The organism is Aliirhizobium smilacinae (assembly GCF_006335145.1).
Lineage (GTDB): Bacteria > Pseudomonadota > Alphaproteobacteria > Rhizobiales > Rhizobiaceae > Neorhizobium > Neorhizobium smilacinae.
Genome location: NZ_VDMN01000001.1, coordinates 1,989,092 through 2,002,387 on the forward strand (window position 1 = coordinate 1,989,092; position 13,296 = coordinate 2,002,387).

Annotated in this window: 14 protein-coding genes; 4 read left to right on the top strand and 10 right to left on the bottom strand. The window is 59.9% G+C overall.

Annotation, left to right across the window (positions count from 1 at the left end; all coding sequences use genetic code 11):
* Window positions 1-106: 106 nt before the first annotated feature.
* The 4 genes from FHP24_RS09720 to FHP24_RS09735 all read left to right on the top strand — a co-directional run bounded on the left by FHP24_RS09720 (window position 107) and on the right by FHP24_RS09735 (window position 3,685).
* A complete protein-coding gene (locus FHP24_RS09720) occupies window positions 107-1,327 on the top strand; it encodes a phosphopentomutase (RefSeq protein WP_139675847.1) in 1,221 nt (406 codons plus the stop codon).
* Window positions 1,324-2,304: an adenosine deaminase gene (locus tag FHP24_RS09725; RefSeq protein WP_139675848.1), complete on the top strand. Its 981-nt coding sequence runs from the start codon at window positions 1,324-1,326 to the stop codon at window positions 2,302-2,304. Before FHP24_RS09720 ends, FHP24_RS09725 begins: the two co-directional genes overlap by 4 nt.
* Window positions 2,305-2,403: 99 nt before the next feature.
* Window positions 2,404-3,033 (top strand): uracil phosphoribosyltransferase, encoded by a 630-nt coding sequence (gene upp, locus FHP24_RS09730; protein ID WP_139675849.1) that lies wholly within the window; start codon window positions 2,404-2,406, stop codon window positions 3,031-3,033.
* A gap of 115 nt (window positions 3,034-3,148) precedes the next feature.
* Entirely contained in the window at window positions 3,149-3,685 is a 537-nt protein-coding gene (locus FHP24_RS09735) for a TIGR02281 family clan AA aspartic protease (protein ID WP_139675850.1), read from the top strand.
* A 15-nt stretch (window positions 3,686-3,700) separates the two neighbouring features.
* On the opposite strand, the gene deoA is transcribed toward FHP24_RS09735, so the two are convergent.
* The 10 genes from deoA to FHP24_RS09785 form a co-directional block, all read right to left on the bottom strand.
* Window positions 3,701-5,011 (bottom strand): thymidine phosphorylase, encoded by a 1,311-nt coding sequence (gene deoA / locus FHP24_RS09740; RefSeq protein ID WP_139675851.1) that lies wholly within the window; start codon window positions 5,009-5,011, stop codon window positions 3,701-3,703.
* A 9-nt stretch (window positions 5,012-5,020) separates the two neighbouring features.
* Window positions 5,021-5,791, bottom strand: a complete 771-nt coding sequence (gene deoC, locus FHP24_RS09745; RefSeq protein WP_139675852.1) for a deoxyribose-phosphate aldolase — start codon at window positions 5,789-5,791, stop codon at window positions 5,021-5,023.
* A gap of 108 nt (window positions 5,792-5,899) precedes the next feature.
* A complete protein-coding gene (locus tag FHP24_RS09750) occupies window positions 5,900-6,697 on the bottom strand; it encodes a purine-nucleoside phosphorylase (RefSeq protein ID WP_139675853.1) in 798 nt (265 codons plus the stop codon).
* The gene (locus FHP24_RS09755; protein WP_139675854.1) at window positions 6,694-7,086 is read right to left on the bottom strand and encodes a cytidine deaminase; all 393 of its coding nucleotides are present in this window, start codon (window positions 7,084-7,086) and stop codon (window positions 6,694-6,696) included. The genes FHP24_RS09750 and FHP24_RS09755 overlap by 4 nt, the downstream gene beginning before the upstream one ends.
* 3 nt (window positions 7,087-7,089) lie before the next feature.
* The gene (locus FHP24_RS09760) at window positions 7,090-8,061 is read right to left on the bottom strand and encodes an ABC transporter permease (RefSeq protein WP_139675855.1); all 972 of its coding nucleotides are present in this window, start codon (window positions 8,059-8,061) and stop codon (window positions 7,090-7,092) included.
* 3 nt (window positions 8,062-8,064) lie between these two features.
* A complete protein-coding gene (locus FHP24_RS09765; protein ID WP_139675856.1) occupies window positions 8,065-9,168 on the bottom strand; it encodes an ABC transporter permease in 1,104 nt (367 codons plus the stop codon).
* Window positions 9,169-9,247: 79 nt separating this feature from the next.
* Window positions 9,248-10,774 (bottom strand): ABC transporter ATP-binding protein, encoded by a 1,527-nt coding sequence (locus FHP24_RS09770; protein WP_139675857.1) that lies wholly within the window; start codon window positions 10,772-10,774, stop codon window positions 9,248-9,250.
* Between the two features lie 73 nt (window positions 10,775-10,847).
* Window positions 10,848-11,840: a BMP family lipoprotein gene (locus FHP24_RS09775; protein ID WP_139675858.1), complete on the bottom strand. Its 993-nt coding sequence runs from the start codon at window positions 11,838-11,840 to the stop codon at window positions 10,848-10,850.
* A gap of 230 nt (window positions 11,841-12,070) precedes the next feature.
* Window positions 12,071-12,730 carry a peptide-methionine (S)-S-oxide reductase MsrA gene (msrA, locus tag FHP24_RS09780; protein ID WP_139675859.1) on the bottom strand — a complete coding sequence of 220 codons (660 nt, stop codon included), beginning with the start codon at window positions 12,728-12,730 and terminating at the stop codon, window positions 12,071-12,073.
* Window positions 12,731-12,789: 59 nt separating this feature from the next.
* Entirely contained in the window at window positions 12,790-13,116 is a 327-nt protein-coding gene (locus FHP24_RS09785) for a hypothetical protein (protein WP_139675860.1), read from the bottom strand.
* Window positions 13,117-13,296 lie beyond the last annotated feature (180 nt).

Sequence of the window (13,296 nt, forward strand, 5' to 3'; positions counted from 1 at the left end):
GAACGGCCTCTCGGGACCTTTGCCAATAGCACCGGCGAACTATATGAATGGCGATTCAGTTCGATCACGGGATCGGACGAGATGACATTCAGATCACCGGTGACAGATGGCGCGAGCCTTTCTCTTCGTACTTGATTCCTTCGGCGTCGGCGGCGCGCGTGATGCAGCCGATTACGGCGACCTGGGATCCAACACGCTTGGCCATATCGCGGAATTCTGCGCCGCCGGAGCCGCCGACCGAGCTGGCTTGAGGCAAGGACCGCTGAAGCTTCCCAACATGACGTCGCTTGGACTGATGGATATCGCCAAGATGGCAAGCGGCAATTATCCCGCTGGAATGCCCCTCCCCGAAAGGCTATTCGGCCTCTATGGCGCTGCCAGCGAATTGTCGAGCGGCAAGGACACCCCCTCCGGCCACTGGGAGATCGCCGGCACGCCTGTCATGTTCAAGTGGGGATATTTTCCGACAGAGGGCGATGCATTCTCCCCTGAGTTGGTGGAGGCAATCTGTAGGGAAGGCAACGTTCCCGGCATTCTCGGCAACTGCCATGCTTCGGGCACCGATATCATCCAAAGACTTGGCGAGGAACATGTCAGAACGGGCAAGCCGATCTGCTACACGTCGAGCGACAGCGTTTTTCAGATCGCCGCACATGAGACTTATTTCGGCCTGGACCGGCTGATCGCCCTTTGCCAGGTGGTGCGCGGCCTGCTCGATCCGCTGAATATCGGACGGGTGATCGCACGGCCCTTTACCGGCGAGACCCCGGAAAGTTTCGAGCGGACCGGCAACCGGCGCGATTTTTCCGTCCCGCCGCCTGAGCCGACATTGCTGGACCGGTTGGTAGAAGCCGGCCGCGGTGTTCATGCCGTCGGCAAGGTAGGCGATATCTTCGCGCATCAGGGCGTTTCGCGCGTCATCAAGGCAAACGGCAATGCGGCGCTGGCTGCAGCCACGCTGACCGCCATGGACGAGGCCGCCGACGGCGATCTGGTGTTCACCAATTTCGTCGATTTCGACATGGTCTATGGCCATCGGCGCGACGTGCCCGGTTATGCAGCGGCACTCGAAGCCTTCGATCTCGGGCTACCGGATATCCATCGTCGGCTGAAGCCGGGCGACCTCGTGATATTGACCGCCGATCACGGCTGCGACCCGACCTGGCGCGGCACCGACCATACCCGCGAACGCGTGCCGATCATGGCATTCGGCCCCGGTATCCGCACCCGCTCGATCGGGGTTCGGTCTTCCTATGCCGATATCGGCGAGACGGTGGCTGCGCATCTCGGCATTCCCGCCGGCCGGCACGGATGGAGTTTCCTGTGACACGACAGCTGCTGAAGGCCGAGATCCACTGCCATATCGAGGGTGCCGCACCGCCGGCGGTGACGGAAGCGCAGGCGCGCAAGTACGGCGTCGATACAGCAGCGTTTCTTCGTGATGGCGCCTATCAATGGCGCGACTTTTCGGAGTTTCTTATCGCCTATGATGCGGTCGCCGCGCTGTTTCGAACGGAAGAGGACTATGCGCTTCTGACCGAGGCCTATCTTGCCGAACTTGCCTCGATCAATACGATCTACAGCGAAATCATCGTCTCGCCAGACCATGGCGACCGGATCGGTCTTGGTGCCGATGCCTATCTTGCCGGCATATGCGACGGGATATATTCCGCGAAGGAGAAGACCGGCATCGAGGCACGGATCATCGTGACCGGCGAGCGGCATTTCGGGCCTGACCGGGTTGTTTCTGCTGCCGAATATGCCGCGCGGGCGAAAAACCCTCTGGTCACCGGCTTCAACATGGCGGGCGAAGAGCGAATGGGACTGGTGGCGGATTATGCCCGTGCCTTCGATATCGCCCGTGATGCGGGTCTTGGCCTTACCATTCATGCCGGCGAGGTCTGCGGACCGTTCAGCGTGACGGATGCGCTGGATCTGGTGAAACCCGCCCGCATCGGGCATGGCGTGAGGGCCATCGAGGACGAAGCCCTGGTGGCGCGGCTGGCAGAACTTGGCACCGTGCTGGAAGTCTGCCCCGGCTCCAATATTGCGCTCGGCGTGTTTGCCGATTTCGACAGTCATCCGCTGAAAAAGCTGAAAGATGCCGGCGTGAGGGTCTGCATCAATTCCGACGACCCGCCCTTCTTCGGCACGTCGCTTGCCCGCGAATACGAGATTGCATCGCAGACAATGGGGATGAGCAATACGGAGATCAACGACATGACCCGGACGGCGCTTGAAGCCGCCTTCGTCGATGAGGGGACGAAAGCGACGTTGCTGAAGCGCTTCGACACACAAAGCTGAGGTTCAGGCTGGGGATCATGCTTCGACCATGATCTCACCACTTGCAGAACGGGTCGTTTTTCGAAAAAGAAGAGACAAGCAACGAAAAGGAAGAAGGCCATGGACGGCGTCACAGTCATCAATCATCCGCTGGTGCAGCACAAGCTGACGATCATGCGCAAGAAGGAGACCTCGACCGCCGGTTTCAGAAGGCTGCTGCGCGAGATCTCGATGTTGCTCTGCTACGAGGTGACCCGCGATCTCGAACTGACGCTCGAAACGATCGAGACGCCGATCACGCAGATGCAGTCGCCTGTCGTAGAAGGCAAGAAGCTGGTTTTCGTCTCGATCCTGCGCGCCGGCAATGGTCTTCTGGAAGGCATGCTGGAACTGGTGCCGTCCGCCCGCGTCTCGCATATCGGTCTCTACCGCGATCATGATACGCTGCAGCCGGTCGAATATTACTTCAAGGCACCCGACGATCTGGACGAGCGCCTGTTGATCGTGGTCGATCCGATGCTGGCCACCGGCAATTCCGCGATCGCCGCGATCCAGAAGCTGAAGGAACGCGGCGCGAAGAACATTCGCTTCCTTTGCCTGCTGGCAGCGCCGGAAGGCATCAAGAATTTCCAGGAAGCCCATCCGGACGTGAAGGTCTATACCGCATCGATCGACAGCCATCTCAACGAGAAGGGCTATATCGTGCCCGGCCTCGGTGATGCCGGCGACCGTATGTACGGGACGAAGTGATAGCTTTAGAATTTCCTTACCAAGGATGAAGAAGGCGGCCGGCTCCCAGAGCTGGGCCGCTTTTTCGTAAACCATTGCGGCCTAGAATATCTGTCCTGAACCCAAGGGACCGACCATGCTTCTTCGCACCGCCATGTTCGCAGCCGTTGCCATATTGCTGGCGACACAGATCCCTGCGTTGATCGAGCGGACGGATGATCCGGCACAGCAGCAGCCGGCGGTACGGTCACCCTCCTCTGCCCCTTCAAGCAATTCCGCCCCGCAGGCGGCATCGCTTACGCCGGGGACGATGGTGCTGAACGCTGATGGACGCGGCCATTTCATCGGTACTTTCCGCCTCAACGGAAAGTCCGTCACCGGTCTCGTCGATACCGGAGCGTCCGTGGTCGCGATCAATGAACGCACTGCGCGTATGCTGGGCTACAGCGCAAACAGCCTGGAATTCCGTTACCCTATGCAGACGGCAAACGGACAAACGCAGGCTGCGCATATCGTGCTTGACCGTGTCGAGATCGGCAATGTGCGGGTCCGCAATGTTGATGCCATGGTACTGCGGGACGAAGCCTTGAGCGACACTCTGGTCGGCATGAGTTTTCTGACGAAGCTGAAATCCTATCAGGTCAAGGGCGGCAGCCTGACGCTGGCCAACTGATCCCAGGGGAATATCTCAGGCGATCCGTTCGATGACGACCGGCGAGCTTTTCAGCGCGTCCAGAGCGATCTCATAACTTCCCAAAACTGCCCCAACCGCCTGCCTGGACGCCTTTTCCGAAGCCGCATGGACGATCGCGATCGGCTCTCCTTTCGCGACCTTCGACCCAAGCGGAAGCAGCCGGCTCAAACCGACGCGATGATCGATCGCATCCGAGACCTGTCTTCGTCCGCCGCCGAGATCGATCACGGCTATCCCAAGAGCGCGGGCATCGCAGGCGGAAAGATAGCCATTGTGCGGGGCCGGTACTTCGACAGAAACCGGCGCCTGCGGCAGATAGGCCGCCGGACGCTCGCAGAAATCGGCCGGCCCACCAAGGGCATGCACCATGCGGGCGAAGGTCTCCATCGCCCGGCCCGAGGCGAGAGCGGCGCGCGCCATACGCTCTCCGTCGGCGGGATCGGATGCAAACCTGGCCTGAACCAGCATTTCTGCGGCTTCTGCCATAACAAGCTTTTCCAGCCGGGTGCCCGCCTTTTGGCCGGCGAGGAAATCCACGCAGTTTGCCATTTCCAGCGCATTGCCTGCAGCATCGGCGAGCGGTTCGTTCATGTCGGTGATCAGCGCTGTCGTCGGCACCCCTGCCCCGTTTGCGACATCGACAAGTGCGCGCGCAAGGATCCGTGCTTCCCCGATATCCTGCATGAAGGCGCCGGTGCCGACCTTGACGTCCATCAGCAGCGCCTGAAGGCCGGCTGCCAGCTTTTTCGACAGGATGGAGGCGGCGATCAGCGGCACCGATTCCACTGTCGCAGTGACGTCGCGGATGGCATAAAGGCGTTTGTCTGCGGGCGCGAGATCAGAGGTTTGGCCGACGATGGCGCAGCCGATATCTCTGACCGTTCGCACAAACCGTGCTTCATCGGGAGCGATATCGTAACCGGGGATCGACTGCAGCTTGTCGAGCGTGCCGCCGGTATGGCCAAGGCCTCGGCCGGAAATCATCGGTATGGCCAAGCCGCAGGCCGCAGCTAAGGGTGCCAGCATCAGCGAGACATTGTCGCCGACGCCGCCAGTCGAATGTTTGTCGGCGATCGGGCGGTCGACACTGCTCCATTTCAGCACAGACCCGGAGTCGCGCATGGCGAGCGTCAGTGCAATTGTCTCATTGCGGGACATGTTCCGAAAAAAGACAGCCATGGCAAAGGCCGCGACCTGAGCGTCCGATACGGTTCCATCCGTTACGCCGCCGATGAAAGCCGCGATCTCATCCTTTGAAAGGTTTTGGCCGTCGCGCTTTCGACGGATGATTTCCTGCGGCAGCATGCCGTGCAGTCAGTAGCCGGCAGCCGCGCGCGGCGCGGTGGTTCCACCGAGAACCGCCAGAATGTCGTCGAGCAGGCTCGATGCACCGAAACGGAAGGTCGAGGGCATGACCCAGTTCGGTCCCAGTATGCTTTCGGCAAGCCGGAGATGAAGGTCGGCATCAGCCACCGTGGAAATCCCGCCGGCCGGCTTGAAGCCGACCCTGGCTTTGGATTCGCGGATCGCCCGCAGCATGATGTCTGCCGCTTCCAGCGTCGCGTTGACCTGCACTTTGCCGGTCGAAGTCTTGATGAAATCGGCGCCTGCGGCAATCGCCAGCTCGGAGGCGCGACGCACCAGAGCCATATCCTTCAATTCGCCGGTTTCCAGAATGACCTTGAGGGTTGATTGCGGGCATGCGGCACGGACGGCCTCGACCATCGCGGTCACGGCCGCTTCATTGCCGGCGATAAAGGCCTTGTAGGGAATGACGAGATCGATCTCGTCGGCACCGTCCTCGACAGCCTCGCGCGTTTCCTCGACGACTTCGGCCACCGAAAGATCACCGGAGGGGAAGTTGACGACGGTAGCGATCCTTACCGGATGGCCGGAACCCAGGATCTGGCGGGCATGAGCGACAAAGCGCGGCCAGATGCAGATCGCAGCCGTATTGCCATAGGGGGTCTGCGCACGCAGGCACAGGTTTTCGATCGCAGCATTGTCGCAATCGTCACGCAGGTTCGTCAGGTCGAGAAGAGACAGGGCAAAAGCCGCCGCCTCGCGCGGGCTCTGGAGTTCCATGGTGTACCTCCGCTGATGGATTGAAGTGCAAGTTGTAGCGTTCAATCGATTTGATTCAACCCGCATATACCGCGAAATGTGGCATGTTGCCGCTATGACGTTGATAAGTCAGGTATTGCCGGCAAGCATTTCGCGCAGCACCGCTGCCAGACGGACGCCGCCGACGGGTGCCATGTCCTTGGTTTCCTCGTGGCTGAGCTCTCCGCCGGTCATGCCGGCACCGTAATTGGTGACCACCGAGGCTGCAGCAACCCGCAGTCCGAAATAACGGGCGAGGATGACTTCCGGCACGGTGGACATGCCGACCGCATCGGCGCCCAGCGTGCGCGCCATGCGGATTTCAGCCGGGGTTTCGAAGCTCGGACCGGAGAACCACATATAGACGCCCTGGAACAGCGTCACGCCGGCGCGGATCGCGGCATTGCGCATCTTCAGCGCCAGATCGGCATCATAGGCATTGGTCATGCCGACGAAGCGTTGATCGCCATGTTCGCCGATCAGCGGGTTCATTCCGGAATAGTTGATGTGATCGGTGATCTGCATCACCGATCCGGGCGGCATATCCTCGCGCACCGACCCCGCTGCATTGGTGAGGATCAGCGACTGGACGCCGATGCCCTTCAACACCTGAAGCGGGAAACGCATGGCCCGTGCATCACCCTTTTCATAATAATGGGCGCGGCCGGACAGCATGATCACCGGCTGGCTGCCGAGATAACCGGCTACCAGTTCGCCTGCATGGCCGGTGACGCCGCTGACCGGAAACCCTTCAAGTTCGGCATAGGGAACACGGATAGGGTCGGTGACACCATCGACCAGCGAGCCGAGGCCGGAGCCCAGCACGATCGCAAGACGCGGGACGAGACCATCCAGTCGTTCGACGAGCAGATCCGTGACCGTATTCATCCGATGACATCCGTCTCGAAGGCGTAGGGGAGCAGTTCCGCCATGGTGACGGTCTTCTGTACACCGACATCATCGCAGAGATAGATGCGGGTGTCGGCGGAGGCGAATTCCGAGATCTTTTGCCGGCAACCACCGCAAGGCGTGCAGAGCGCCAGCTTTTCGGCGATCACGGCGAGTTCGACGATCTTCTTTCCGCCACCCATGACCATGGCGCCAATCGCCGTCGGTTCGGCGCACCAGCCTTGAGGGAAGGACAGGTTCTCGATATTGGCCCCGAGATAGACCTTGCCGTCATCGGCCCTCAGAGCCACGCCGACCGGAAATTTCGAATAGGGCGCGTGAGCCTTGCTCATCGCCTCGCGGGCGGCCTCGAACAGTTCGTGAGACATTTCTCAACGCTCCTTGGTATAGGCCACACCGCCGGCTTTCGGCGGGCGTGCCACGCCGATGAAGCCTGCGAGCAGCACGCAGGTGAGGATGTAGGGCAGAGCCTGGAAGATCTGCACCGGCACTTCGCCGATCAGCGGCATCGACTTGCCCTGCATGAAATTGGCGAATGCATCGAGGAAACCGAACAGAAGGCAGGCGAACATGACCGGAACCGGCTTCCACTTGGCGAAGATGAGTGCGGCAAGCGCGATATACCCCTTGCCAGCCGACATATTGTTGATGAAGGCCGCGGACTGGGCAATCGACAGATAGGTGCCGGCAAAGCCTGCAAGAAAACCGGTGACGATCAGCGCCCGGTAGCGCAGCCAGACGACAGAAACACCCGCCGTATCGACGGCACCCGGATTTTCACCCACGGCCCGCAGGCGCAGGCCGAAGCGGGTGCGGTAGAGAACCCACCAGGAGATCGGCACCATGAGGAAGGCGATATAGGTGAGGATATTGTTGCCGGAGATGACATTGGCATAAAGCGGGCCGATGATCGGCACTTCGCGCATCATGTCGGCGCCGGGGAGAATGATACCGGAGAAACGGCCTTCCGGTGGCACCTGCCCCGTGCGGCCGCCCTGGTTGAACCAGGCCTGGCCCAATACGATAGTGAGGCCTGCCGCGACGAAATTGAGCGCTACGCCGGAGACGATCTGGTTGCCGCGGTTGGTGATCGACGCGAAGCCATGCAGCAGCGAGAAGATGATCGAGATGAGAATACCGGCACCAAGCCCCGCCCAGGCATTGCCGGTCCAATAGGCGACGCAGGCGGCGGCGAAGGCCGAGGCCAGCATCTTGCCCTCGAGCCCGATATCGAAAATGCCGGCCCGCTCTGAGAAAAGCCCGGCGAGCGCGGTGAACAGGAGCGGAATTGATAGGCGGATCGCCGAGCCGAGGATGCTGACGAAAGTGTCGAAATATTCCATGGCCTATTTCCCCCTCGCCGTCTGGTATAGCCGCACCATGGCCGGGCGCAGCATGTATTCCAGCGCGCCGGCAAAAAAGATCACCAGACCCTGGATAACAACGATCATGTCGCGGGTGATATTCGGCATCTCGAAGGAAAGGTCCGCGCCGCCCTGATACAGGATGCCGAAGAGGATGGCCGCGAAAATGATGCCGACCGGGTGACTTCGACCCATCAGCGAGACGGCGATGCCGACGAACCCCGCACCGGCAACGAATTCCACCTGGAGGCGTGCCGATGCGCCCATGACGGCATTGAGCGACATCATGCCGGCGAGCCCGCCGGAGATCAGCATGGCGATGATGACCGTGCGGACATAAGGGATGCCGGCATAAACGGCAGCCGTCGGGCTGATTCCGAGCGTGCGCATCTCGTAACCCAGTTTTGTGCGCCAGATCAGCAACCAGACGAGGTAACACATCACCAGCGCGATGATGAACGAGACGTTGAAGGGGGCGGGGCCAAGCTTCAAGCCGAACAAAGCCATAAGCCAGTCGAGCTTTGGAAGCTGCCCGCCGGCCAGAAACGTGCGGGTTTCCGGCGCCATCTTGCCTGGGACGATAAAGACATTCACCAGCAGATAGACCATCAGGGCCGCGCCGATGAAGTTGAACATGATGGTGGTGATGACGATGTGGCTGCCGCGCTTGGCCTGCAGCCAGGCGGGAATAAAGGCCCAGGCCGCGCCGAATATCGCGGCGCCGATAACGGCAAATGGCATGGTGACATACCACGGCACGTAATGATCGAGCGACAGGGCGACCAGGGCCGCACCAAGGCCGCCGACATAGGCCTGGCCTTCCGAACCGATATTGAACAGGCCGGCATGAAAGGCGACGGCGACGGAAAGGCCGGTGAAGATGAAGCTGGTGGCATAGAAAAGGGTAAAGCCGATCGCATCGCCACGACCGAGCGCGCCCTCGATCAGGAATTTCAACGCTTCGAACGGGTTTTCACCGATCGCCCAGACGACCAGCCCGGAAAAGAAAAAGGCCAGAATCAGGTTCAGTAACGGAATGACCCCGTAGGAAATCCATCCGGGAAGGGGAACGGAAGCCGTGCTCATACGCTACACTCCATCGGCCCGGTCTTGATCCCAGCATCACCCATTCCATACTCCAAAACTCTGTCGCGGGCAGGCATCATCAGGCTGCGATCCCCGCCATCATCAGGCCCAGCGATTGCTCGTCGGCATCCGACGATTTTTCACCAACCACCTTGCCGGCGAACATGACGAGGATACGGTCCGAAAGCGACCGGATCTCGTCGAGTTCGACCGAGACGAGAAGCACGGCCTTGCCGGCATCGCGCATCTCGATGATCCGGCGGTGAATGAATTCGATTGCGCCGATATCGACGCCGCGGGTCGGCTGACCGATCAGCAGCATTTTCGGATCACGTTCGATCTCACGTGCCACCACGATCTTCTGCTGGTTGCCGCCGGAAAAATTCGCCGTCTTCAGCCGCGCATTTGGCGGGCGGATGTCGTATTTGGCGATTTTCTCCTCGGCGTCCTTGCGCACGGCATCGAGATCCAGCATCGCGCCGCGGCCATAACGCGGGTCGCGGTGGTAACCGAGAATGGAATTTTCGTATTCCTCGAACTTCAGGACAAGGCCCATGTGATGCCGGTCTTCCGGGATATGAGCGAGGCCGAGCTGCCTGAGGCGCGCCGGGTCGACGGAATCGACGGGCTGTCCATCGATCAGGATTTCGCCGGATACCGGCTTGCGAATACCGGCTATTGCCTCCAGCAGTTCAGACTGGCCATTGCCCGCCACACCGGCGATGCCGACGATCTCTCCGGCTCGTACGTCGAAGGATACGTCATCGACCATGGTGACGCCGCGGCCATCCTTGACCGTCAGGTTGCGGACAGACAACAGGACCGGGCCGGGATTGGCATCCCCCTTTTCGACACGCAGAAGCACGCGGCGGCCGACCATCAGTTCGGCGAGTTCGGCAACCGTCGTCTCCGACGTCTTGCGCGTGGCCACCATTTCGCCGCGGCGCATGACCGATACCGTATCGGTGATCGCCATAATTTCGCGCAGCTTGTGGGTGATCAGGATGATCGTCTTGCCCTGGTCGCGAAGGACCCGGAGAATGCGGAAAAGGTGATCGGCCTCGGCCGGCGTCAAAACACCCGTCGGCTCGTCCAGGATAAGGATATCGGCACCGCGATAAAGCGCCTTCAATATCTCGACGCGCTGCTGGCGACCCACCGGCAGTTCCTCGATCAGTGCATCGGGATCGACATCGAGGCCGTATTCCGTCTCGAGACGCTTCAATTCCTTGCGCGCACCGGCAACACCCTTGGCCAGCAATTGCCCGCCTTCGGCGCCAAGCATGACGTTTTCCAGAACCGTGAAATTTTCCACCAGCATGAAGTGCTGATGCACCATGCCGATGCCGACCGCGATCGCCGCCTGGCTGTCGCGGATCGTCACCGGAGTGCCCTGGATACGGATCTCGCCCGCGTCGGCATGGTAAAAGCCGTAAAGAATCGACATCAGCGTCGATTTTCCGGCACCGTTCTCGCCGATGATGCCATGGATCGATCCTTTCGCGACGGAAAGGTTGATATCCTTGTTGGCGTGGACGGTTCCGAACTTCTTGTCGATGCCGACAAGCTCGATAGCGGGCTCGTTTGCAGAAGAATGAGGGCTCAATGGCTGGACCTTACTCTCGATATACAAAAAGGGCGCATGGAGGAATCCGCCACGCGCCCCTTCGACAACTGACTTACATCGGGCAGGAATTGTCCGTCATGTAGTCATGCACCTTGACGGTTCCAGCGATGATATCCGCCTTCGCCTTATCGACAGCAGTCTGCATTTCCGGCGTGATCAGCGATTTGTTGTTTTCGTCGATTGCAGCGACAACACCACCGTCCTTGATGCCGTTCGACTGAACGCCGGCCGTGAACTTGTCGGCAGCGGTATCCTTATAGGCATTGTATACGGCCAGATCGACGCGCTTGACCATCGAGGTCAGGACCGAACCCGGATGAACGTGGTTCTGGTTGCTGTCGACGCCGATCGACAGCTTCTTGTTGTCTGCAGCGGTCTGCAGAACACCGAGGCCGGATGCGCCGGCTGCCGCGTAAACCACGTCGGCGCCCTGGTCGATCTGGTTCTTGGTCAGTTCACCGGCGCGAACCGGGTCGTTCCAGGCGGCACCGGTCGTGCCGACCATGTTCTGGAAGACCTGCATGTCAGCCTTCACCGACTTGGCGCCCTGGACATAACCACAGCCAAACTTGCGGATCAGCGGAATATCCATGCCACCGACGAAGCCGACCTTGCCGGTCTTGGAGGCCATGCCAGCGAGAAGGCCGACGAGATAGGAGCCTTCCGCCTCGTTATAAACCACCGAGCGAACGTTCGGCAGATCGACGACGGAATCGACGATAACGAATTTGGTTTCGGGAAATTCGGCAGCAACCTTTTCCATGGCCGAGGTCCAGGCGAAGGACACCGCGATGACCGGGTTGTAACCGCGGCTGGCAAAGTTGCGGATTGCCTGCTCGCCCTGGGTATCGCTGGTCGGTTCGAAATCGCGATATTCGGTGCCGGTTTCCTTCTTGTACGCTTCAGCGCCGGTATAAGCCGCCTCGTTGAAGGATTTGTCGAATTTGCCGCCGGTGCCATAGACCAGCGCCGGCTTGATCTCGGCGGCCAGCGCGGTCGTCGACATCGCAGCCACGGCAAGAAGGCTCAAAAGGGTTTTCTTCATCGTGCAGCCCTGTTTTTTTACTGTTCGGTCCTCCCGCGGGTCCGGCCAGCGGACGCCATGCGGTCACCTGCCCCTCTTGGAAGGCTTGGCTATACCTACTCTTGCATGTGCGCCAGAAAAATTCACCAGATTTTTTTCATCCGGTAAAAACGCCTATCCCTTTGGCAGCCTGCATGAATTTGCCGCGGACCTGCACAAATCCGCGGCGGCTGAACCATATTATCGCAGGCTTAGGCCGCCTGGCCGACCGGGCAGGAAACGCCGGTCCCCTTGAGGCCGCAATAACCGCCCGGATTCTTGGCGAGATACTGCTGGTGGTAGTCTTCCGCATAATAGAATGTCGGTACCGGAGCGAGTTCGGTGGTGATCGGCGTATCGCGGCCGGCTTTGTTGAGCGCGTCCTGGAAAACGTTCAGCGCCTCGCGCGCCTGCTCGGCCTGGTTCTCACTCGTCGTATAGATAACGGAACGATAGGTCGTACCGATATCGTTGCCCTGCCGCATACCTTGCGTCGGATCGTGCTCTTCGAAGAACAGCTTCAGCAGCTGGCCGTAGGACACGAGCTTTGGATCGAAGACGACCTTGACTATCTCGGCATGGCCGGTGAGCCCGGTCGTGGTCTCGTGATAGGTCGGGTTCGGTGTTACGCCGCCTGCATAACCAACGGAAGTCACGTAGACACCGGGTATTTTCCAGAACAGACGCTCGGCGCCCCAGAAGCAACCCATGCCGAAATAAGCAACCTCCAGTCCATCCGGGTAGGGCTCGGCAAGAGCTTGTCCATTGACGAAATGGGTCTTGGAAGTCGGGATCGCTTCCGGCCTTCCGGGCAGAGCCGTCTCAGCCGAGGGCATCACAGTTTTCTTGTTGAAGATCTCATTCAGGAACATTTTTGCCTCCACATCCGGCGACATTCATTTTCAAGCTTTTACTGGCGTCGATTGCCTGCTCAGGCCGAGAACCGTCCGGCAAAGGACTTTCCCTTGTAGCCTATCATCCAGAAAATCAGCGCCAATATCAGAAATACCGCACCGGCCGGCTGCGCCAGGACCGGCGCCACATAGGGTCGCCATATATCTGCACTGATATAGTCATCGGCCGACAGTTCTGCCAGTGTCAGGCTTTCCGGATCCAGATTAAGCCAGGCATTGCCGAGACTGGTTAGGATCACATCGTCCGATGAAACGGACTGGATCGAATCGAGCGTGCCGACGAGAATTGCCGCGGCAAGCGCCACGAAACTCAGAAAATGGAAACCTGTCCGCAATAAGCGCATCGCGCAGATCCCTCATCCGTCAGCCACCAAAATGTCTCGGCCACAGGATAGCTCCGCAGCCGGTACTTGGCAACGACGGACAACAACAGGCCGGCGTCGGGCAGTTCCGTCAAGCGACTGTGATTTAATGAAGAAATGGTGCTGCTAGAGGGCATCCGATTGGTTTTGCAGCATAATTCG

Bases quoted from the DNA above. Each gene is read 5' to 3' on its own strand.
- FHP24_RS09720 (WP_139675847.1), top strand. From the start codon at position 107: ATGGCGCGAGCCTTTCTCTTCGTACTTGATTCCTTCGGCGTCGGCGGC.
- upp (WP_139675849.1), top strand. From the start codon at position 2,404: ATGGACGGCGTCACAGTCATCAATCATCCGCTGGTGCAGCACAAGCTG.
- FHP24_RS09735 (WP_139675850.1), top strand. From the start codon at position 3,149: ATGCTTCTTCGCACCGCCATGTTCGCAGCCGTTGCCATATTGCTGGCG.
- deoA (WP_139675851.1), bottom strand. From the start codon at position 5,011: ATGCTGCCGCAGGAAATCATCCGTCGAAAGCGCGACGGCCAAAACCTT.
- deoC (WP_139675852.1), bottom strand. From the start codon at position 5,791: ATGGAACTCCAGAGCCCGCGCGAGGCGGCGGCTTTTGCCCTGTCTCTT.
- FHP24_RS09750 (WP_139675853.1), bottom strand. From the start codon at position 6,697: ATGAATACGGTCACGGATCTGCTCGTCGAACGACTGGATGGTCTCGTC.
- FHP24_RS09755 (WP_139675854.1), bottom strand. From the start codon at position 7,086: ATGTCTCACGAACTGTTCGAGGCCGCCCGCGAGGCGATGAGCAAGGCT.
- FHP24_RS09760 (WP_139675855.1), bottom strand. From the start codon at position 8,061: ATGGAATATTTCGACACTTTCGTCAGCATCCTCGGCTCGGCGATCCGC.
- FHP24_RS09765 (WP_139675856.1), bottom strand. From the start codon at position 9,168: ATGAGCACGGCTTCCGTTCCCCTTCCCGGATGGATTTCCTACGGGGTC.
- FHP24_RS09775 (WP_139675858.1), bottom strand. From the start codon at position 11,840: ATGAAGAAAACCCTTTTGAGCCTTCTTGCCGTGGCTGCGATGTCGACG.
- msrA (WP_139675859.1), bottom strand. From the start codon at position 12,730: ATGTTCCTGAATGAGATCTTCAACAAGAAAACTGTGATGCCCTCGGCT.
- FHP24_RS09785 (WP_139675860.1), bottom strand. From the start codon at position 13,116: ATGCGCTTATTGCGGACAGGTTTCCATTTTCTGAGTTTCGTGGCGCTT.